At 52.0% G+C, this 20205-nt stretch carries 19 protein-coding genes, 1 other RNA gene and 6 pseudogenes; 13 read left to right on the plus strand and 13 right to left on the minus strand.

From position 1 onward, the window contains the following. Window position 1: 1 nt before the first annotated feature. Window positions 2-481, minus strand: a complete 480-nt coding sequence (locus tag GC090_RS05210) for a hypothetical protein (protein ID WP_324021019.1) — start codon at window positions 479-481, stop codon at window positions 2-4. 42 nt (window positions 482-523) lie between these two features. Next, the gene (locus GC090_RS05215; RefSeq protein WP_324021021.1) at window positions 524-721 is read right to left on the minus strand and encodes a hypothetical protein; all 198 of its coding nucleotides are present in this window, start codon (window positions 719-721) and stop codon (window positions 524-526) included. A gap of 607 nt (window positions 722-1328) precedes the next feature. On the opposite strand from GC090_RS05215, the gene GC090_RS05220 reads away from it, so the two are divergent. After that, the gene (locus tag GC090_RS05220) at window positions 1329-1835 is read left to right on the plus strand and encodes a P-loop nucleotide/nucleoside kinase family protein (protein ID WP_324021023.1); all 507 of its coding nucleotides are present in this window, start codon (window positions 1329-1331) and stop codon (window positions 1833-1835) included. A gap of 214 nt (window positions 1836-2049) precedes the next feature. On the opposite strand, the gene GC090_RS05225 is transcribed toward GC090_RS05220, so the two are convergent. Next, window positions 2050-2595 (minus strand): P-loop NTPase family protein, encoded by a 546-nt coding sequence (locus tag GC090_RS05225; protein ID WP_324021025.1) that lies wholly within the window; start codon window positions 2593-2595, stop codon window positions 2050-2052. A gap of 160 nt (window positions 2596-2755) precedes the next feature. Between GC090_RS05225 and GC090_RS23250 the strand changes: the two are divergent. Further along, window positions 2756-2873 (plus strand): annotated as a pseudogene (locus GC090_RS23250) (methyl-accepting chemotaxis protein); the annotation flags it as partial. A 244-nt stretch (window positions 2874-3117) separates the two neighbouring features. Continuing rightward, entirely contained in the window at window positions 3118-3639 is a 522-nt protein-coding gene (locus tag GC090_RS05235) for a hypothetical protein (protein WP_324021027.1), read from the plus strand. A gap of 94 nt (window positions 3640-3733) precedes the next feature. Here GC090_RS05235 and GC090_RS05240 read toward each other — a convergent pair. Further along, window positions 3734-4119 (minus strand): annotated as a pseudogene (locus GC090_RS05240) (methyl-accepting chemotaxis protein); the annotation flags it as partial. Between the two features lie 683 nt (window positions 4120-4802). Here GC090_RS05240 and GC090_RS05245 point away from each other — a divergent pair. The 4 genes and pseudogenes from GC090_RS05245 to GC090_RS05260 form a co-directional block, all read left to right on the plus strand. Further along, window positions 4803-5090: pseudogene (locus tag GC090_RS05245) on the plus strand (helix-turn-helix domain-containing protein); the annotation flags it as partial. Window positions 5091-5382: 292 nt separating this feature from the next. Next, window positions 5383-6135: a hypothetical protein gene (locus GC090_RS05250; RefSeq protein WP_205955580.1), complete on the plus strand. Its 753-nt coding sequence runs from the start codon at window positions 5383-5385 to the stop codon at window positions 6133-6135. A 316-nt stretch (window positions 6136-6451) separates the two neighbouring features. After that, window positions 6452-6595 (plus strand): annotated as a pseudogene (locus GC090_RS05255) (integrase core domain-containing protein); the annotation flags it as partial. Window positions 6596-6688: 93 nt separating this feature from the next. Next, a pseudogene (locus tag GC090_RS05260) lies at window positions 6689-7045 on the plus strand (hypothetical protein); the annotation flags it as partial. 89 nt (window positions 7046-7134) lie between these two features. Here the strand turns inward: GC090_RS05260 and GC090_RS05265 are convergent. The 3 genes and pseudogenes from GC090_RS05265 to smpB form a co-directional block, all read right to left on the minus strand. Next, window positions 7135-7927: pseudogene (locus tag GC090_RS05265) on the minus strand (primase-like DNA-binding domain-containing protein); the annotation flags it as partial. Between the two features lie 127 nt (window positions 7928-8054). Beyond that, window positions 8055-8417, minus strand: a transfer-messenger RNA (tmRNA) gene (ssrA, locus tag GC090_RS05270). Window positions 8418-8460: 43 nt separating this feature from the next. After that, window positions 8461-8943, minus strand: a complete 483-nt coding sequence (gene smpB / locus GC090_RS05275; protein ID WP_033740943.1) for an SsrA-binding protein SmpB — start codon at window positions 8941-8943, stop codon at window positions 8461-8463. Between the two features lie 158 nt (window positions 8944-9101). Here smpB and GC090_RS05280 point away from each other — a divergent pair, with 158 nt between their 5' ends. Together GC090_RS05280 and GC090_RS05285 are read left to right on the plus strand one after the other, a co-directional pair. Beyond that, window positions 9102-9536 (plus strand): type II toxin-antitoxin system RatA family toxin, encoded by a 435-nt coding sequence (locus GC090_RS05280; protein ID WP_006120491.1) that lies wholly within the window; start codon window positions 9102-9104, stop codon window positions 9534-9536. Then, on the plus strand, window positions 9529-9822 hold the full coding sequence (locus tag GC090_RS05285; RefSeq protein WP_006120493.1) for an RnfH family protein: 294 nt from the start codon (window positions 9529-9531) through the stop codon (window positions 9820-9822). Before GC090_RS05280 ends, GC090_RS05285 begins: the two co-directional genes overlap by 8 nt. Before the next feature lie 97 nt (window positions 9823-9919). Here GC090_RS05285 and bamE read toward each other — a convergent pair whose 3' ends face one another. From bamE to nadK, 3 genes are all read right to left on the minus strand, one after another. Beyond that, window positions 9920-10267 carry an outer membrane protein assembly factor BamE gene (gene bamE, locus GC090_RS05290; protein WP_033740942.1) on the minus strand — a complete coding sequence of 116 codons (348 nt, stop codon included), beginning with the start codon at window positions 10265-10267 and terminating at the stop codon, window positions 9920-9922. Between the two features lie 186 nt (window positions 10268-10453). Then, window positions 10454-12115, minus strand: coding sequence for a DNA repair protein RecN (gene recN / locus GC090_RS05295; protein ID WP_054633311.1), 1662 nt, complete (start codon window positions 12113-12115; stop codon window positions 10454-10456). A gap of 84 nt (window positions 12116-12199) precedes the next feature. Next, window positions 12200-13078: an NAD(+) kinase gene (gene nadK, locus GC090_RS05300; RefSeq protein WP_006120497.1), complete on the minus strand. Its 879-nt coding sequence runs from the start codon at window positions 13076-13078 to the stop codon at window positions 12200-12202. 122 nt (window positions 13079-13200) lie between these two features. Between nadK and grpE the strand changes: the two genes are divergently transcribed. Continuing rightward, the gene (grpE, locus tag GC090_RS05305; protein ID WP_164482471.1) at window positions 13201-13782 is read left to right on the plus strand and encodes a nucleotide exchange factor GrpE; all 582 of its coding nucleotides are present in this window, start codon (window positions 13201-13203) and stop codon (window positions 13780-13782) included. 47 nt (window positions 13783-13829) lie between these two features. Here grpE and ung read toward each other — a convergent pair whose 3' ends face one another. Further along, window positions 13830-14519 (minus strand): uracil-DNA glycosylase, encoded by a 690-nt coding sequence (gene ung / locus GC090_RS05310; protein WP_054633312.1) that lies wholly within the window; start codon window positions 14517-14519, stop codon window positions 13830-13832. Between the two features lie 257 nt (window positions 14520-14776). Here ung and grcA point away from each other — a divergent pair, with 257 nt between their 5' ends. Then, complete coding sequence (grcA, locus tag GC090_RS05315) at window positions 14777-15160, plus strand: autonomous glycyl radical cofactor GrcA (RefSeq protein WP_324021030.1); 384 nt, start codon at window positions 14777-14779, stop codon at window positions 15158-15160. Between the two features lie 208 nt (window positions 15161-15368). On the opposite strand, the gene srmB is transcribed toward grcA, so the two are convergent. Beyond that, window positions 15369-16697 carry an ATP-dependent RNA helicase SrmB gene (srmB, locus tag GC090_RS05320; protein WP_033740936.1) on the minus strand — a complete coding sequence of 443 codons (1329 nt, stop codon included), beginning with the start codon at window positions 16695-16697 and terminating at the stop codon, window positions 15369-15371. 167 nt (window positions 16698-16864) lie between these two features. Between srmB and trmN the strand changes: the two genes are divergently transcribed. Then, complete coding sequence (gene trmN, locus GC090_RS05325) at window positions 16865-17614, plus strand: tRNA(1)(Val) (adenine(37)-N(6))-methyltransferase TrmN (protein ID WP_039340031.1); 750 nt, start codon at window positions 16865-16867, stop codon at window positions 17612-17614. Here the strand turns inward: trmN and nadB are convergent. After that, complete coding sequence (gene nadB, locus GC090_RS05330) at window positions 17599-19260, minus strand: L-aspartate oxidase (RefSeq protein ID WP_058707690.1); 1662 nt, start codon at window positions 19258-19260, stop codon at window positions 17599-17601. The two genes, trmN and nadB, sit on opposite strands and share 16 nt — an antisense overlap. A gap of 360 nt (window positions 19261-19620) precedes the next feature. Here nadB and rpoE point away from each other — a divergent pair, with 360 nt between their 5' ends. Beyond that, entirely contained in the window at window positions 19621-20199 is a 579-nt protein-coding gene (gene rpoE, locus GC090_RS05335; RefSeq protein WP_006120509.1) for an RNA polymerase sigma factor RpoE, read from the plus strand. Window positions 20200-20205 lie beyond the last annotated feature (6 nt).

Below are 20205 nucleotides of genomic sequence, written 5' to 3' on the forward strand. Positions count from 1 at the left end.
ACTACCCCCAAAAACGTCCCATTTCAAAAGCGGCAAGTGCACCACCTACAAATCCACCAATTAAAACACAAACGGGTGCTCCGGGGCCGCATACTAAACCTGCTAAAGCACCTCCCGCTGCACCACCTGCTATGCCTGCACCGTTAATCGCTATTTGTTTACCGGTTTCAGCAACCTTGTTTTCAGCGGTATCAATTTCATATACAGAGATGGCTAAAGAGAGGACGATAAGCCTTTTTCCTGCTCGTGAAAGCTGCAACATCTTCAGGTTAACGCTGGGGTTAGATTTACCCGCAGCTTCCACGATGCTGGCATACACTTGGTTTTTTTGCACTTCAGAAAGGCTGGCAAAGTTTGTTTTAGGCCCAAAAAGTGAGGTCGCTTTCTTTGCAACTAACTCAGTAAGCGTCTTACCTGATGACTTCATCCTTTCCGCCATTGCACGCCCAGGTGGCGTACTGCGAGTCCTGATCATTTCCATGATGAGATTCCGCGTTTCCTGAGCTTCTTTCGCAGCCTGTTCCTATGTCAGCAATCCAGCATTAACTCGGGCTCGTAAATCGTCAGCCATCTCTTTGATACGCCTGGAATACTCAAGGCGCAAGCGGGGATCTATGGATAATCGAGCGGCAGCAGCAACATCCCCCTGCAAAGCATTAATCGCTGCGTCAAACTGTTCACGATTTTCAGTGTCCAGTGCATTCAAAAAAGAGGTGTCCATTTATTGCTCCTTTTTTAGGCATTCAAACGTCATCAAAACAGTTGCGCGGCCAGAAAGCGAGATTCTACGAAAAAAGATTTTATAAATAATCCTTCACACTGTTCACCTTTATATTTTATCTAATTATATCATTTGTTTAACGGGTAATGGATAGGTGAAGGGTGACGCATATCCTTCACCAAGGGTGAAAGATGGACATAATAAAACCGGCTTTCGCCGGTTCAGGTTGTCATGCTGGATTCGAATCGTCACACTTAGGCAGTAAGTCGGCGCTGCTTTCGTCCGTCAGCCCCGGGTTGGTCTGCATCCCGAGCTATAATCGCCGCATCGGAAGATAGCTCTTATCTTGCTTCGTCGAAATGCGAGCACGTCGTGAGGTACTGGAGTTGGTTTAGTCCGCTATGAGCGAAAAGCGGACATTAAGCGTATATGTGAAAAAAGTGCTGGTTTTTCATCCAGACACTGTTAACTTGAATGTCGATGAAAACAAACTTTGTGCTATTCAAATCAATCATTATTATCACCTGTCGAATTCAGGTGGGATAACGTTCGCCATTTTCCCGCCGGTAAGGCGGGCCTTACCGGTAACAATCCAGTGAGGTAAACAATGGATACAACTGCAATAACAACGCCTGAAAAACCGGTCTTGCACTTGTTATGTGGAAAAATTGCATCAGGAAAATCCACATTGTCAGCAAAATTAGGATCATCACCTAGGACTGTAATTGTCAGCGAGGATCACTGGCTGGCTACTCTCTTTGCCAATGAAATGCAATCCATATCTGATTATGTGCAGTATTCATTAAGACTAAGAAATGCCATGAAGCCTCATCTGGTGTCATTACTAAAAGCTGGTTTATCAGTAGTTCTTGATTTTCCGGCAAACACACAAACAAATCGTGAATGGATGATGAGCATTATTAAAGCGTCAGGAGCCAGTCATCAGCTGCACTATCTGAAAGTTTCTGATGAAGTATGTAAATCCCGCTTACGCGCCCGTAACGCGGAAGGAGAACATGAGTTTTCGGCCTCAGACCAACAATTTGAGATCATAACGCGTTATTTCTCAGAACCAACAACCGATGAAGGCTTTGATATTATTGAATACACCTGAATCTGCCTTACTGCACGTGGGCCATCATCAGGCGGTTTATTAATTTTTACAGCTAAACATAATTCTAAGGTGTGTTAAACGTCCGCTTCTGGCACAGAGCGAACGTTCTATGGAGGATGCCGGTGAAGCACAGAAATGGTGTACTGTTGCTGCCGTGTGCTTACATCGTTTTTTGGGGCCTGCAAAAGACGAAGCGTACTGCTGTGTATTACTTTCAGCGGAGTAATTCCAGTCCCCATTGCTGACAGCAGGCACTGATATCACGGGATGACTTCAGCATCACTTTTGGAAGAGTGCTGTGGCAGAAAAGCTCTCTGTGACGAAGCTGGTTTTTCGGCGCAGTCAGCGTGATGTATTTGAGCATTTCCCAGGTCACGCTGTCCTTTCCGGTATAAAGACCACCGATTCTGGGACTCGACGAATAGCACCGCTTTATATATCGCAGCAGTGCCAGAGGCATCGAAACATTCAGCAGTATCAGCCCAGTGGCACGCGCAAGTCGCTGTTGTAAGCACTTCGTGTAATTGCCATCCATCACCCATTTTTCCGTATTCACGGCTTCGGCATGTAATCGATGAAAACCTTCTGGTTTTCTGGGGATCCATTTTGTACCCAACTGGTGATGGAGTTGGTCCAGATGGATTAAAGGCAGAGATGTTTTGGCTGCTATCGCGCTGGCCAGCGTGGATTTACCACTGTTGGAGGGGCCCAAAATGCAGATGCGATGGCCGAGTTCTTCCAGTGACACTGATATATCCATAAATCACCCCCGATCACTCGTGTCCCATGTAAACCCGGCTATCTTAACATATCTATCTTATCTGCCCTCTCCTGAGACACTGGCGAACGGGGCCTGAGCGGGTACCTCAACCCGGAATACAACGAAGACCGTTGACGCCGACAAGTCTCAGGTGAATCACATGACCGAAACAATGCAGAGCATTCAGGAGTGCGCTGAAGGTACGGGATATTACGTCGGTGATTGAAAACATTGCCTTCCAAACCAATATCCTTGCGCTCAACGCCGCGGTCGAGGCAGGCGTATGAAGGCGCCTCCCTCAGCGTCAGGGGGCGTACCTGCCGATAATCAGGCCGACTATCTGAATCGATATCAGTCTTCCGTGCGCGAATTACTATAAAGAATGCCTTACACGCTATATTTCCGGAACCGGGCAGATTCAGATGCGACTGAAGAAGTGCCGGTTTATGCCGATATATTAGCTGCTTACACAATATTTACTGAACACTGGCGAAAATCATACATTAACCCATGCAGGACGATATGAAATCTAAAAGGCTGATACTGTTATGCCTGCTCTGTCTGGGACTGAATGGTTGCGCAAAAGTCCTACCTCTTAATTACACAAACTATGAGGGAATTGACGCTGCGACACTGTATGTCCTTAACAGTCAGGGAAACGTGGGCACAATCTATCTGGCATCTTATGTCTATAACAATAAAGACAGCTGCTACGACATGTCTGATCGTTACGAGCTCGACTCCAACTTCTTCAAAGCAAAAGGGAGCGTGATAACGGCCAGGATAAAACCCGGCGTTTTTTATTCCGTATCCCAGATCAGAAATGACGGGAGGTTTATTGAGAATACTGACTCTTCAGTCATTCCGGAGGCCGGGAAATCTTATTATGTATCTTCAGGCAGCCGTGCCGTTCAGGTTCCCGACAGCTTCAGACCAGACGCATCAGAGAGCCCTGATGAAGTTGTTAAAGTTTACGGAAATAATAAAGTAACTTACTGGAATGTAAAAAAAATCTGTTCCCGACCTTTCTGGAAGATTGGCTGAGGGATTATCACAGCCCTGAGATAACCCCGTACTGTGCGAATCACTATCAGCTTTCTGCCGGCTCCGCTAAAATAGCAGAGCCGGTACATTCATTTCAGACGCGAAACGCCTCCACCATACCCCGCAGGGGGGTGAGCCTGCTCTGAGAGTGAACGGGAGACCGGGGACGCCTCCTCAACCAGCGCCGCGTTGTTCTGCGTCAGGCCGTCCATCTGGCTCACGGCCACGCTGACCTGCGAAATCCCCTGCATCTGCTCCGACGAGGCCAGAGCGAGGATGTCCACGGACTCAGCCAGTTCGCCGACCATGCCCATTATCTTCAGGATGCTCTGGCTGGTTCCCGTAGCGCTCTCCACGCCGCTTTCCACCTGGGCAACGGCCTGCTCAATCAGGAGTTTGATGTCTTTCGCGGCCACGGCGCTGCCCCAGCGTCCGCACCTCTCCGGCCAGCACCGCGAAGCCGCGACCCTTTTCGCCTGCACCTCTGGTATATGGCGAAAGAACGTGAAACGTCGGTGGGCAGGCTTAGTCGGGAGGAGATTGCATAACTCAGAGAGGAGTGGCATTCGCTAAATACTGAATTTATCAGTAAAGAATATGCGTTTCACCAGAATCTGTCTCAGCTCGCAAGGCCGGTAATCACGCAGCTACAGATGACCCTGAACGCTGCGCCAGACTTTTAATGGTGATGGATAAAAAGGAAGCTGCACGGCGAATGAGTCTGGGTGCCGCCATGTTCAGAAGCCGGGCCAGGCTGAAAATGTCATCTGACTGGCCCTAAGAGAGGGCGTGCAGGGAAAGTACGGAATTGTAGGTTGATAGACTACAGGGTCGGTGAAAAAACCGTATCCCTGGAAGTCAGTCAGGTATGTTTCTCACCCTCGGACCGGGACATCAGGCAGTAATTCAGGTTGCTCAATTTAACAACGTAAACCCGATGAACGTCCGCTTCTGGCACAAGGTGGACGAACGGCGCTGAAGGTCCGCTATGAGCGAGGAGCGGACATCAAATGGTGTTCACAGTGAAGCTCTGCCACATTAAACATAACAACCCTTGGCCGCACACCCTGTGTAGCACCAATATAGTAATGTCACTTTTTAGCTGGTTCATAATGTCACCCAGATGCGGCGCGTTTACCCCCTTTTCTGGGAGATCTCTGCTGATGCTGGTGACCACGTCGAACAAAGAACTTCACCGTCTTACCGTCATTCAGGCTGTTACTGAGAAGCGCATGCGTCGCCGTGATGCGGCCCCTCAGCTGGATCTTTCCGAGCGTCAGGTTCAGAGGCTGATGAACCGCTACCGCGAGTCTGGCGCAGCCGGTCTTACCGACGCACGGCGTGGAAAGCCCGGCACGCATCGCATTGATGAGGCTCTGCGGCACCGCATACTGACGCTGTTACGCGAAAATCACGTCGGTTTTGGCCCCCAAGTATGCCGCAAAAAAATGACAAAAGTCGTCTGGCACCTTAATGCCGTATAAACCATACTCGCCCAATTCTAATTAAGGACATTATTTTTTAGTCGAAGTAATTATTTATCATGTTTTTTGGTATATTAAATTGCCATATTAATGCAAGATAAATCCTAAATTTATTTTTTTTGAGATTATTATGTTGACTGCCCCAGTCTTATCATATTTTTAAATTGACTCTTGTGAGTAAATTTTTTTTGATTCACGTGCGAAAATGAAGCAGGATTAAGCTGTAGATGTCCAATTCATGACGTGTGACGAGGTAAAAATGTCAGAGTATTTGTATCATGTGACAGGTAATGCTATAGCAACTGTTCAAATACGCCAGCAAGGTTTGGTACCCGCCAGCCAGAGAACAGGACGAAACGAAGCCAGTTCTTCTGGTTCTTTTGCTGTGAATAAAGCTAGTCAGTATCAAAAAAAGATTGAGAGCGTGCTGTGTAACGTGCTCTTTAAAGTATCACAAAAAGGTTTTTCTGCAGATGAACTCTTTAACCGAAAATTTAATTTCTCCATTCAGGGTGTCGATACAAAGATGAATCGGGATGATGCCATGTCAAAGTTAACTGACGAAGAGAATAGATTGGTAGACACTGTTATTGGAAAACCCACAACACCTTCAAGTGTTAAGCTTTCTGGTATAAAAATAAAGGCTATTGTGCCAAAATACCTTGTAAGCCACCGTAATAGTGACATCTATCGTTATGCGGAAGAATATACTACTAAGATTTATGATATTGAAGAAAATATAACATCTAATAATATCTATTTTGTCCAAAAAGATTATGGTCCTTTAGCTTTGAAAGATTATGGTAAGTATCATGGTGGAATATCTAATTGCAGGGTATTGCGAGTTAAAAAGAGTGACGTTGATGGTTTAAAACAAGATCCCTCAGACCATAGAGCTATGATGACAAATTTTAAAATCCTTCCTCACTTAATCGAAATTTACGATTTAGGCTCAAACCCTTTCGATGGTGCAGTGGAAGACAATGAAGGCAGATGGAAAAAACTGGCGTAGTTTATTTCGCATCCGGAAGCCTTGAAATGTGAACCGGCTTCAACTCACCCTAATGACAGAGCATACGAAATAGCCCGGCTGCCCGGGCATTAACAAAATACTGCTTCATACTGATTACAAGCAGTATTTGAATTGTACTGCCATCAAAATCGTAGAGCACACTGTAATCACCATCCACATCCTGTTGTTCCCGAAACATCAGCCCCTCTTATACAGGTAAATGTTGAGCAGCTGCTGCGCAGGCAGGACCAAACCCGGAACCATAAAGGCGATCATCGGATCTACTGCCTGCTGAAACTAAATTTTCGTCCCAAGGGGATCAACACTGGTCTCCCTGGCGCTGGCACAGTGGGCAGAAGAACATGGTGTATTGCTGGCGTTTATTAAGCCGGACAAGCCATCGCAGAATGCCTTTATCGAAGGTTTTAACTGGACGTACCGGACAGAAATCTCGGGGTTTTAACGTGCTGGAGCGCTGGCGCATCGACGCTGACGAGGCGAAACGCTCCGCGACGGTGAGCTGCGACGCGGGCTTCTCGACGCGCCACTGCTGGGATTGCTGTGTGGGCAGTACGACGACGGGCTGCGCGAGCGCAAAGTCACGCGCAACGCGCGCGGGCAGGTGGTGAGCGCCGCCGACCCGGCGGGCCATCTGACGCGCCTGCGCTATGACCGCTTAGGCCGCCTGACGACGCTGATTAACCCGAACCGCGAGAGCTGGCGCTTTGAGTATGACGCCACGGGGCGGCTGACGGGCCAGCGCGACTACGCGGGTCGTCTGACGGAGTATCGCCACGACGCGCTGGGCCAGGTGACGGAGGTGATTCGCCATCCGCTGCCGGGCAGCCAGGAGGCGCCGCTGGTCACCGCGTTTGAGTATGACGTGCTGGGGCGCCTGACGGCGCGGGAACTTTATAGTGAACTGAGAATGTCTGAGCACATCGTTCACCACAGATGACCGGCGAACGTAAAAAAACCGACCTTCGCCGGTTCACGTTGTCATACTGCGTTCGGATCATCGCACTTCGGCTGCCAGTCAGCGCTGCTTTCGTCCGTCAGCCCGAGGTTGGTCTGCATCCCGAGCTTCGTGCGCCGCTTGAGGTAGCTTTTCCCGTATTCGCGCAGGATGCTCTCCAGCGCCTGGCTGAAGGTCTTCATGCTGAGCGGGTTGCGGTAGCCTTTGGCCTCCATGTACGCCAGATAGGCGTGATAGAGGTAGCGCTTCGGCTGGAGCGGCCGGATGCTGGCGTTACCCATGAGCAAACCGTTCGGCTCGGCGGTGGCAAACAGGTAGCCGCAGAAGTCCACCATCGGGTCGGCGTCGCGCTTGATGCGCATGGCCTCTCCGGAGTTCTGCTGCTGAAGCAGCGCGGGCGTCCTGCGGGTTGCTGAAGCGCTGCATCAGCTGGCGCACGATAACGGCCAGCTCCGCCTGTATCTTATCCTTCAGCTGCGGGTCACGCTCGTCCGCCGGGATGATTTCCGCGAAGTGCAGGATAACCCGGCGGCGCGACACGCCCCCGCTGCGGTCCGTGAAGCGCATGGGGTTGTTGTTCACGGCCAGTATCACCGCCGGAATGTGGGTGGAGTAGGCGTCGTGGTACTTGGGGTCAACGGACACCGCATCGCCGCCGGTAATCGCCTTGATGCCCGCGCCGTCGCCGCTCCACTTCTCCTGGTCGGGCAGGCGGATGAGCGAATAGCCGATGACCGAGACGCGCTTGCGCGAGGATTACAGCGTCTCGATGGTGGTTAATACGGCGTTGTCCGTTCCGGTCAGCATGGTGGTGATCGAGGTAATAACGCTTAACTTTTGCCTGCTATATGGAAGTCAGAGACACAAAAAAGCCCGCAGAGCTTTCACCTTGCGGGCTTTCAGGACTTCAGCGGACAATTCTGGTATCGCCGCGAAAGAATTTTGGTGGAGCTGGCGGGAGTTGAACCCGCGTCCGAAATTACTACACCGTCGGCACTACATGCTTAGTCCAGTCTTTACATTCGCCGGTCAGCTGCGGACGGACACGCCACTGACAGACTAGCCTGATTAAGTTTAACGCTTCAACCCCAGGCAGGGCATCCACGCGATCTCTTTTGGGTTTGACCTCTCTTGATCCCCGTCCTAAGAGCGGAGGCTAGGGAGAGAGGGCTCTCAGCAGGTTATTAAGCTGCTAAAGCGTAGTTTTCGTCGTTTGCGACTATTTTTTTGCGGCTTTTTACGAGGCCAACCGCCCCTCGGCATGCTCCTAAGGCTTCACAATCCCGTCGAATCCAGAATCAGCCCCAGAACTTCAAATACTAGCAAAAAAGCGTATCGAATTCCAGTATTTAACGATTGGCATTCTTCATAATACGCGCTTTGTCCATTTGCCATTCACGATCTTTGATGTCGTTACGCTTGTCGTGTTCTTTCTTACCGCGAGCCACGCCGATTTTTAACTTACACCAGGCGTTTTTCCAGTAGAGCGACAGCGCAACAACGGTATAGCCCTCGCGATTAACGCGGCCATACAGTGAATCCAGCTCACGCTTTTTCAACAGCAGTTTACGGCTGCGGGTAGGATCGCAGACTACGTGCGTTGAAGCCACGGCGAGCGGCTGGAAGGTTGAACCGAACAGATAGGCTTCGCCATCGCGCAGCAAAATGTAGCTGTCGCTGATGTTCGCTTTACCTGCACGGAGTGATTTAACTTCCCATCCCTGTAGCGACAAACCGGCTTCGAACTCTTCTTCAATGAAGTATTCGTGGCGGGCGCGCTTGTTCATGGCAATGGTGGCAGAACCGGGTTTGTGTGCTTTTTTCTTTGTCATAATGCCGCGTATTTTACATCACTTGGTCGGTTATCGCATCCCCAGTCCAGCGGGGCAGCAGGAAACAGGGTATTCTAGCACACCATGACAATGAGGAATTTTTGTTTAATCGCTGAAAATGCTATTATTTAGCGGTTTTGTGACGAACAGGAACCATTATGGCTCAGATTAGTCGTTCGGCGCTGGTCCCCTTTAGCGCCGGACAAATGTACCAACTCGTAAACGATGTCGATGCCTACCCGCAGTTTCTGCCGGGCTGCACCGGTAGCCGCGTGCTGGATGCCTCTGAAAATCAGATGACGGCGTCAGTCGACGTGTCTAAAGCGGGCATCAGTAAAACCTTTACTACCCGTAATACGCTGACCGACAACCAGAGCATTCATATGCAGCTGGTCGACGGCCCGTTCCGCAAGCTGACCGGCGGATGGCGCTTTATCGATCTCGGCGATGATGCCTGTAAGGTCGAACTAAGCCTGGAGTTTGAGTTCACCAATATGCTGGTTGAAATGGCATTCGGTCGCATCTTCAAAGAACTGGCCAACAGCATGGTGCAGGCGTTCACGCAACGCGCCAAAGAGGTTTACAGTGCCTGATATCTCGGTTGAGGTGGTGTATGCCCTGCCTGAAAAACAGTATCAGCAGTACGTAAAGCTGGAAGAGGGCAGTACGGTCGAGCAGGCCATCAAAAAATCAGGTTTGCTTGAGCTGCGGCCTGATATCGACCTTGCCAGCAATAAGGTGGGTATTTACAGCCACCCGGTGAAACTGACGGATATCGTGCAGGAAGGCGATCGGGTTGAGATCTACCGCCCGCTGATTGCCGACCCGAAAGAACTGCGTCGTCAACGCGCAGAACGCGCGGCCAGCAGCAAGAAATAACCGGTCAGATCGAAGAACATGAAAAAGGCGCTGATGAGCGCCTTTTTGCTTTCTGCGGGTTAACCACCGCCGCGATGGCGACGGTCAGGATCAACCGTTAGCCTTCTTGCGAGGACAGGGCAGGTTTATTATCGATGTTGGTCAGCACACCGCTGCGGTCGAAGGTCAACGTCAGTGTCTGCTGTTTGACTTTCTCATGGCCAGGTTCCTGACGGAATACGTAGTACCAGACATTGCTACCAAACGGATCTTTCATCATCGGCGTACCCAGTGTATAGGCCACCTGCTGCTGAGTCATGCCGGTATGAATCTTGGCAACATCATTGGCAACCAGATAGTTTCCCTGATTGATATCGGGACGATAAACCACGCGCTCTAAAGTGGAGCATCCGGCGGTCATCATCAACATTACCACTGCCGCGGCAGTCAGCGTTTTACAGCGCATCTATACATTCCTTTTCTGGGGCCAAACGCCTTTTACAGGCTGTTCTTCTGCCATCAAATTCTGAACTCTGCCTGCGGCAGGCTTTATTATTCAGGCGACAATAGCTGTCGATGATAATAAACCTTTTCGCTATTGGAAACCTCTACAGAGCATGCATATGACCACGCTGTGTTAAAAAAGTGCATATCAGGCGGCTAAAAGTTCTTTAGCGTTAGCCAGCGTGTTGCGGGTGACCTCGCTGCCGCCCAGTAAACGCGCCAGTTCCTGCAAACGTGCGCGCTTGTCCAGCGGCTGCATATGGGTTTCCGTCATTTCGCCGTCAGTCTCTTTGCTGACAAAGAAGTGCTGATGTCCGCAACCGGCGACCTGCGGCAGGTGCGTAACGCACATCACCTGTGTTGATTCGCCCAACTGGCGCAACATCTTGCCGACGACGGCGGCGGTAGGGCCGCTGATGCCCACGTCAACTTCGTCAAAGATCATCGCCGGGGTTTCCATCTTGCGGGCCGTAATCACCTGAATGGCCAGCGCAATGCGTGACAGCTCACCGCCGGAAGCAACTTTGCCCAACGGCTGTAAAGGCTGCCCGGGGTTGGTCGTCACCTGGAAATCAATGCGGCTTGCGCCATCCGCCGTTAACTGATCGGGATTAAACACCAGGTCGATGGCAAAGCGGCCATGCGGCATCGAAAGCAGATGCATGCTCTGGGTAATTAACTGCTGAAGCTCATCCGCAAAGCGGCTACGTTGTTCGTGCAGTCGTTCCGCGCACTGTAAGGCCGCCTGATAATGTTCGGTGACCAATGTTTGCAGACTTTCCTGATCGCTTTCCTGCTGGGATAACAACTCTGCTTCATCCAGCAATTGCTGATGGAGAGCGGGTAAGCCTTCCGGCGTGACATGGTGCTTACGCGCCAGCGCGATTTGCCGCGAGATACGCTGTTCCAGTTCATAAAGGCGATTGGGATCCAGATCGAGGCTGTCGCAGTAGTGACGCAATTCGTCGCTGGCTTCGCTCAACTGAATGGCCGCTTCTTCCAGCAGGTTATAAACCCCGCTGACCTTGTCATCCAGTGCGGTAAGCTCTGACAGCATCTGGCGTGCGCTGTACAGCATGCTGTTGAGGTTGGTGTCATCGCTGTCCGCCAGAAGCTGAAGTGCCTGCTGGCTGGTTGAAAGCAGCTGTCCGCTGTTGGCCAGGCGTTTGTACTCTTCGTCGATCTGCTCGAACTCACCTGCCTGCGGGGCAAACTCGTTCAGTTCTTTGAGTTGGTACTGCAGTAATTCGCGACGGGATTCACGTTCCTGCGCCTGCTGCTGATGCTGCGCCAGGGTACGGCAGCTCTGATGCCAGGTCTGATACGCCGCACGCATCTCAACCAGCAGCGCGTCATGCCCGGCATAGGCATCCAGCAGGTGTTTTTGATGGTCGGGCTTGAGCAGCAACTGGTGCGCGTGCTGGCCATGAATCTGAATCAGCAACTGGCCTAAATCGCGAAGCTGTGAAAGCGGAACCGCCGTGCCGTTAATAAAACCGCGTGAGCGGCCATCGGCACTGATCACGCGGCGCAACAGGCACTCATTGCCATCATCCAGTTGGTTGTCGCTGAGCCAGCGCTGAGCGGAAGGCGAGGCTTTGATTTGAAAGCGCGCGCATAAATCTGCGCGGTTGGCACCCTGACGCACCATATCGGCATCCGCGCGACCGCCGAGGCACAATCCGAGCGCATCGATAGCAATAGATTTACCGGCACCGGTTTCACCGGTAATGGCCGTCATGCCACGTTGAAAATCAATGTCGAGCTCACGAACGATAGCGAAATTGCTGATGGTCAGTTGTGCCAGCATAGCGTCACCTGTATGAATAAACACATATGGTTTTTCATACAGTATAAACTGGTTTTTTATCCAGTAAAGAGGGTGCGCTCACTTTCAGAACAATTTTTTTGACCAGCCCAGTTTGGAACTCAGCGTGTTGAAATAGCTGTAGTTTTTGGGATGGATAAGATTGAGATGGTTTTCGCTGCGGCGGACCAGCACATCTTCCCCTTCCTGAATAGGCAGCGCAATCTGGCTGTCGCAGCTGATTTCCAGGTCGTTGCGGCGGGCCGAAAAGCGCAGGCGAATGGTGCTGCTGCTGTTAATCACCAGAGGCCGGGCCGATAAGGTGTGCGGAAACATCGGCACAATCGTTATCGCGTCCAGCGACGGCGTTAAGATCGGGCCCCCTGCGGACAGGGAATAGGCCGTAGATCCGGTCGGCGTAGAAATGATCAGGCCGTCTGAGCGCTGTGAAAAGGCAAACACCTCATCAATGTACACTTCAAACTCGATCATGTGGGCGACTTTGCCCGGATGGAGTACCACTTCATTAATCGCGCTGCCGATGCGGGGTGAGCAGTCGGTTTTGCAGACCTGCGCTTCCAGCAGAAAGCGGCTTTCCACAAAATAATTGCCGTTTAGCACGTCATCAAGCTGATGGTGCGCGTTATCTGGATCCAGATCCGTCAGAAATCCCAGATTGCCGCGGTTGATGCCAATCACTTTTATGTCATACCGCGCCAGTACTCTGGCTGCGCCTAGCATATTACCGTCACCGCCGACCACGACGGCTAAATCCGCCTGCTGGCCGATTTCTGCCAGCGTGCCAGTCTGGACATCGTCCAGTGAGAGTTCCTGCGCAATCTGCTGTTCGACAATGACACGGTAGCCCTTACCGGTCAGCCAGCGGCACAGCATTTCATGCGTGGTAAGCGCGGTGGGATGGCGTGGATGGCCCACAATTCCAATGCAGTTAAAGTGTTTGTTCATCGAGTGGGTCTTCCTCATAAGCCAAATCGGCACGATGATGTGACGTGTTCCCTTGAAACCGCCAAACCAATCCCCATAATAAGCCAACCAGCGAAGTGAATGTGCAAAACGCGGAGAAATTCATGAGTAGTAAAGAACAGAACACCCCAAACGAGCAAGTCTCAGACGAAATTCAACAGGAACAACAGCAACCTCAGGACGCGGAGACAGCAGGTGAGGTGGATCCGCGTGATGAGCGCATCGCTCAGCTCGAAGCTGAGTTAGCGCAGTTGCAGAACGGCGTGCGTGACGCGCAGCTGCGTGCACAGGCAGAGATTGAAAATGTGCGTCGTCGTACCGAGATGGACATTGAAAAAGCGCACAAATTTGCGCTGGAGAAGTTTGCCAACGAGCTGCTTCCGGTGATTGACAGCCTGGAGCGTGCGCTGGAGCTGGCGAACAAAGAAGATGAGAAATCCGCTTCGATGGTGGAAGGCATTGAGCTGACGCTGAAATCGCTGCTGGGCGCAGTGCGTAAATTCGGTGTTGAAGTGGTCGGTGAAACCGGCGTGCCGTTCAACCCTGAAGTCCATCAGGCGATGTCGATGATGGAATCTGACGATGTCGAGCCTAACCACGTGATGATGGTGATGCAACGCGGTTATACCCTGAATGGGCGTCTACTGCGTCCGGCCATGGTTGCAGTGGCCAAGGCGAAAGCCTGATTGTAGCCTCATCTCACAACGGCCGCGCACTGACGCGGCCGTTGTGTTCAGGCTGCCGGGTCAGGTAAAACTGGTGTCCAGTCAACAGGATCTCTGCCGCTTTCTTTTAACAGGGCGTTAGTTTTTGAGAAATGCTGGCAGCCAAAAAAGCCGCGGTGTGCCGAAAGGGGAGAAGGATGCGGCGCCTGCAACACATGATGGCGCTGGCGATCAATGATGCTGCCTTTCTTCTGCGCATGCGAACCCCACAGTAAAAAGATTACCCCTTCACGCTGCGCGTTAATCGCGTCAATCACCCTGTCGGTAAAGGTTTCCCAGCCCAGCCGGGCATGAGAATGCGCTTTGCCCGCTTCCACCGTTAACACGGTATTCAGCAACAGCACGCCTTGCTCTGCCCAACTGGCCAGATAGCCATGACTGGGTTTCTCAAAGCCCGGAATATCCTGCTGCAGCTCTTTATACATGTTCTGAAGGGAAGGCGGAATGGGCACGCCCGGCAATACAGAAAAAGCCAGACCATGTGCCTGATTCGGCCCGTGGTAAGGATCCTGACCCAAAATCACCACTTTCACATCGCCTAACTCCGTTAAGCGAAAGGCATTAAAGACGTCTTTCTGCGGCGGATAAACGGTCACGCCTGCAGCCCGCTGGTTAGCGACCTGTTTCAGGGTTTCAATGAAATAGGGCTTCTCTTTCTCTTCAGCCAGCACATCGTGCCAGGTCAGCTTTGCAGCCATAATCAACTCCCTTGTGTTCTGAACGCTAAGCTTAGCTGTTCAGTATCCAGACATGAAGCCTAAAATTATTTTAAAAATTCAATAAAATTTAGTCCCGCTACGTTTTAAAAATCAATCGCTTAGCAATGTGGCCAAAAAGTGCCCGATTGTACTTGATTCAGGTCAAAACTAACGTCATGAGCGAGTGATATACCAGTTGCTCATCATTGATTTATTGACGGTATTGGTCCAGCCAATGCCTTGCAGGAGAAACTGAGATGATCACAGGTATTCAAATTACCCAGTCACACAATCCGGCCTTAGTGAATTCGTTCTGGCTGTTAGATGAAGAAACCGCTCAGGCACGTTGTCTGTGTGCCGTAGCAGGCTATCAGGACGATCAGATTGTCGCGATTGGTGAGTTAGGGGACATGGCTTACCGTGAAGTACCGGTCGAGATTAAACCCCAGGTGCGCGTGGAAGGCGGGCAGCACTTAAACGTTAACGTCCTGCGCCGTGAAACGCTGGAAGACGCCGTGAAACATCCTGAGAAGTATCCGCAACTGACCATTCGTGTTTCCGGGTATGCCGTGCGCTTTAATTCGCTGACGCCTGAACAACAGCGTGACGTCATTACCCGTACCTTTACGGAAAGTTTATAAACTGCCTGTGTGCTGAAATAAAACGCAGCGCCAGAAGGACAAATTTCTATGCGTTAACAGACAGATAGAACATGACTGTCGTCGGGTGAAACACCCAGCCGGGCGGCTTTATGATGTTTGATGCTGAATGGCGACGAAACCGGGCTTTACCCACCTGAACAATGAAAAATCGCCTCTCAGGAGGCGATTTTTTTAGAAGCGTGCTGTTTTATTCCGCATTCTCACTGCCGGATGAGCTGCCACTTGGCTTGCGGCGTTTACCGACATTTTTAAGATCGCGATGGCGTTTTTTCACCCGCGGTTTCTCTTCTTCTTTGGCTTTTCGCTCTGCACGCTTCGCAAGCGCCTTTTTCGACGGTTTTCCGGTGGTTTTTGGCGAAGGCGCACGCGTGACCGGACGCAGCTCGTCAATCACCCGTGCTTTAATCGGCTCGTCAACGTAGCGGCTGACTTTACCCAGCAGCAGATGGTCATGGGCTTCGACCAGCGAAATGGCGATGCCTTTACGACCGGCACGGCCCGTACGGCCGATGCGGTGCAGATAGGTATCCGCCGTGCGTGGCATATCGAAGTTAATCACGTGGCTCACATCCTCCACGTCAATCCCGCGTGCGGCGATATCGGTGGCGACCAGCACGTTTACCCGACCTTCCACCAGACGTTTAATCGCCTCGTTGCGTTTAGCCTGGACCATTTCCCCTTCCAGGTAGCTGGTGCGGATTCCGGCATCATGCAGCCAGCTGACCAGTTCATGCAGGCGTTCACGTTTACGCACAAACACAATGGATCGGGTCACTTCCGGCTGCTTTAACAGGTGAACCAGCAGTTTGGTTTTGTGCTCAAGATCGTCGGCGCGGTGATACCACTGCTGAATTTTCTTACGCTCGCGACGGCTGGGATCGGCTTCCAGTTCAACCGGTTCGTTCAGCAGGCGCTCGGCAAAATCTTTAATATGCTCGCCTTCCAGCGTAGCGGAGAACAGCATTGTCTGTTTACGCCAGCGCGTTTCACCCGCGATGGTTTCGATATCCTGGGCAAAGCCCATGTCCAGCATGCGGTCTGCTTCATCCAGGATCAGCGTTTCCACTGCGCGGCAGTCAAAGTTTTCTTCTTTGATGTACTGCAGCAGACGGCCGGTGGTGGCAACCACAACGTCCTGATTTTCGCTGAACACTTCGGCGTGGTTCATAAAGGCCACGCCGCCGGTGATAGTGGCGATATCCAGATGCGTATGTTTCGCCAGTTCCCGCGCCTGGTCGGCAACCTGCATCGCCAGTTCACGGGTGGGCGTTAAAATTAAAATACGTGGCGGGCCAGACTTCTTGCGTGGAAAATCGAGCAGGTGCTGCAACGCCGGTAATAAATACGCGGCGGTTTTCCCGGTCCCGGTAGGTGCCGAACCCAGAACGTCGCGGCCCTCCAGCGCGGGGGGAATGGCAGCAGCCTGAATTGCTGTCGGGCGCGTATAGCCTTTCTCCTGCAGCGCTTCAAGCAGGCTTTCGTCGAGTTCAAGTTCGGAAAATGTGGTTACGGTCATGTTCTACCTCAGTTTGGGGCGCTGATTATAGACAGATCGGACATAATCTTCATCTGTTTATCGGTATTGACTGCGTCAGATTACGTCAACGGCGTGAATTCCCCAACCTGGCACGTTACACTTGGCGCCAGCTATACGGCAGAAAAACAGGTGAATGGTCGCTGAGTATGATGCAGGACAAGCCGCAGGCGCGGCCGCAGTTAAAAAAGAACGGGTTTACCTTCAAGCAGTTTTTTGTCGCACACGATCGCTGTGCAATGAAGGTCGGTACTGATGGCATTCTGCTGGGCGCGTGGGCACCGGTCGCCGGGGTAAAGCGCATCCTTGATATCGGTACCGGTTCGGGCCTGATTGCGCTGATGCTGGCCCAGCGAACGCATTCTGATGTGGTGATCGATGCGGTGGAGCTTGATGCCGACGCTGCGCAACAGGCCAGCGAGAATGCCTGTCAGTCACCCTGGGCTGCGCGTATTCATGTTCATCAACAGGATATCGCGCAGTGGGCGGAAAACAGCAATACGCGCTATTCACTGATCGTCAGTAATCCGCCTTACTTTGCACCTGGCGTGGCCTGCTCAACGTCGGCACGCGACAGCGCACGCGCGACCGGTACCTTAAACCATCAGACCTTATTACGTTGCGCAGCGTTGCTCATAGAAGAAGAGGGCTTCTTTTGTGTGATATTGCCTGAGACGACAGGGCAGGAGGTGATTGCGCAGGCACAATCGGAGGGCTGGCATCTGCGCTTTCGCTTCGATGTGGCGGAATATGCTCACCGTCCACCACATCGTGTATTGCTGGGGTTTTCACCCAGTCCGGGTGAAACCCTGTTTGAACGCCTGGCTATCCGCGATGCCGACCGGCAGTATTCTGACGCCTGGCAAAGCCTGACGCGTGACTTCTATTTGTTTATGTGATCGCCGGGCTGCAGGACGGTCGGTTGCGCTTCCGCCAGCGTATCGGGATAGTCGCGAATAAAATGCAGCCCGCGGCTCTCTTTGCGTTGCAGCGCACAACGCACCATCAGCTCTGCCACCTGTACCAGGTTGCGCAGTTCCAGCAGGTTGTTTGACAGCCGGAAGTGGCGATAGTACTCGTCGATTTCCTGTTGAAGCAGGCTGATGCGGCGCAACGCGCGTTCCAGCCGCTTAGTGGTACGGACAATGCCGACATAATCCCACATAAACAGCCGTAGTTCATGCCAGTTATGCTGAATGACCACGCGCTCATCGGCATCATCCACCTGGCTTTCATCCCAGGCCGGTAAACGATCTACGGTCTCCGTTTCAGGTAAGATCCGCATCAGATCCTCCGCGGCAGACCAGCCATATACCAGACACTCCAGGACAGAATTTGAGGCGAGGCGGTTGGCACCGTGCAGCCCGGTATAACTGACTTCACCGATTGCATATAAACAATCGATGTCGGTGCGGCCATGCCGATCGACGACCACGCCACCACAGGTGTAATGCGCGGCGGGCACCACAGGGATTCTGTCCTTTGTCAGATCAAAGCCAAAGGTCAGCAGTTTTTCGTAAATCATCGGGAAGTGGGAACGGATGAAGGCCGGCGGCTGGTGGCTGATATCCAGATACATGCAGTCTACGCCCAGCCGTTTCATTTCATGATCGATGGCGCGGGCGACGATATCGCGCGGGGCCAGTTCCGCGCGTTCGTCGAAGTCAGGCATAAACCGCGAACCATCGGGCCGCACCAGCCAGGCGCCTTCGCCGCGCAGGGCTTCCGTCAACAGAAAGTTTTGCGCCTGCGGATGAAACAGGCAGGTAGGGTGAAACTGGTTAAATTCCAGGTTAGCGACCCGGCATCCTGCTCGCCACGCCATCGCAATGCCGTCACCAGAGGCGACATCAGGATTCGTGGTGTACTGATAAACTTTGGCCGCGCCGCCCGTGGCCAGCACGACGGCGCGCGCCTGGCAGGTTTCGACCCGTTCGCGATTGCGGTTCCAGATCCAGGCCCCCATTACCCGGCGGGGGCCCGGTAAGCCCAGTTTGTCTGACAGGATCAGATCCACCGCGTTAGTGCGTTCCAGGATGCGGATATTCGGATGACGCAACGCCTGGCCGACCAGCGTGGTTTCCACTTCCCGGCCGGTGGCGTCGGCGCTGTGCAGAATACGGCGATGGCTGTGGCCGCCTTCTCGCGTCAGGTGATAACGCATCTCACCGCCGGCCTGAGGATCGGTATCAAACGCCACGCCATGATCGATCAGCCACTGCACGCAGTGCCGCGCATTGCTGGCGACAAATGAAACAGCCTCACGATCGCACAAGCCCGCCCCGGCAATCAGCGTGTCTTCAACGTGAGAATCCACGCTGTCAGTTTCATCAAACACTGCCGCAATGCCGCCCTGCGCATACAGCGTTGAGCCTTCATTAACCTGCGCTTTACTGAGCACAGTGACCCGGTAATGCGAGGCCAGCCGCAACGCCAGTGACAGTCCCGCCGCACCGCTGCCCACAATAAGCACATCACACTGATAATCTGAGGGGGAGAATGTTGTCATAGTGTTTAATTTACTAAACAAGAATGACCCGAGCATAAGCCTTTGATGGTTTTTTGTGAAGTATTTTGAACACGCAAGCAGGCGTAATAGCGGACTAAATCTAATTTATGAGATATATCAAATGGTTAGTCATTTAACCGTTTAAAATCTGTTTTTCATACCAAACTTAATCGAATACAAGGATTTAAAGATGAAAAAGCGGCTGTCATAGGTTACTCTGCCTGCGATTTGCGCGTGTTACATTGAACGAAAATCAACAAACTGTGTAATCCTGCAGCAAAGCGGCCGAAAATGAACTTTTCGCCACGTAATGACTCAAAGCGCATGCTTGCTCAATAGCTGTGTGCTGGCAGTTCCTTAACGCATAAGAAAGTATTTGGGGAGACTTTACCTCGGATGAGCGAGCAGTTAGCGGACCAGGTTCTGGTTGAACGGGTTCAGAAGGGGGATCAAAAAGCTTTCAACTTACTGGTGATCCGTTACCAGCATAAAGTCGCGAGCTTGGTCTCACGGTATGTGCCTTCAGGCGATGTGCCTGACGTCGTTCAGGAATCATTTATTAAGGCGTATCGGGCACTGGATTCTTTCCGTGGCGATAGCGCGTTTTACACCTGGCTGTATCGGATTGCCGTGAATACAGCCAAAAACTATCTGGTTGCTCAGGGACGCCGTCCGCCTTCCAGCGATGTTGATGCAATTGATGCGGAAAATTTCGAAAGTGCGGGTGCGTTAAAAGAAATTTCGAACCCTGAGAACTTAATGTTGTCTGACGAACTGAAACAAATCGTCTTTCGTACCATCGAGGCGCTTCCTGAGGACTTGCGAATGGCAATTACCCTCAGGGAACTTGACGGTCTGAGCTATGAAGAGATCGCCGTCATTATGGATTGCCCGGTGGGCACGGTAAGGTCACGTATTTTCCGTGCACGTGAGGCCATTGATAATAAAGTTCAACCGCTTATCCAACGTCAGTGATAACGG

Origin of the sequence: Pantoea sp. JZ29 (assembly GCF_035190385.1) — a bacterium.
Lineage (GTDB): Bacteria > Pseudomonadota > Gammaproteobacteria > Enterobacterales > Enterobacteriaceae > Pantoea > Pantoea stewartii.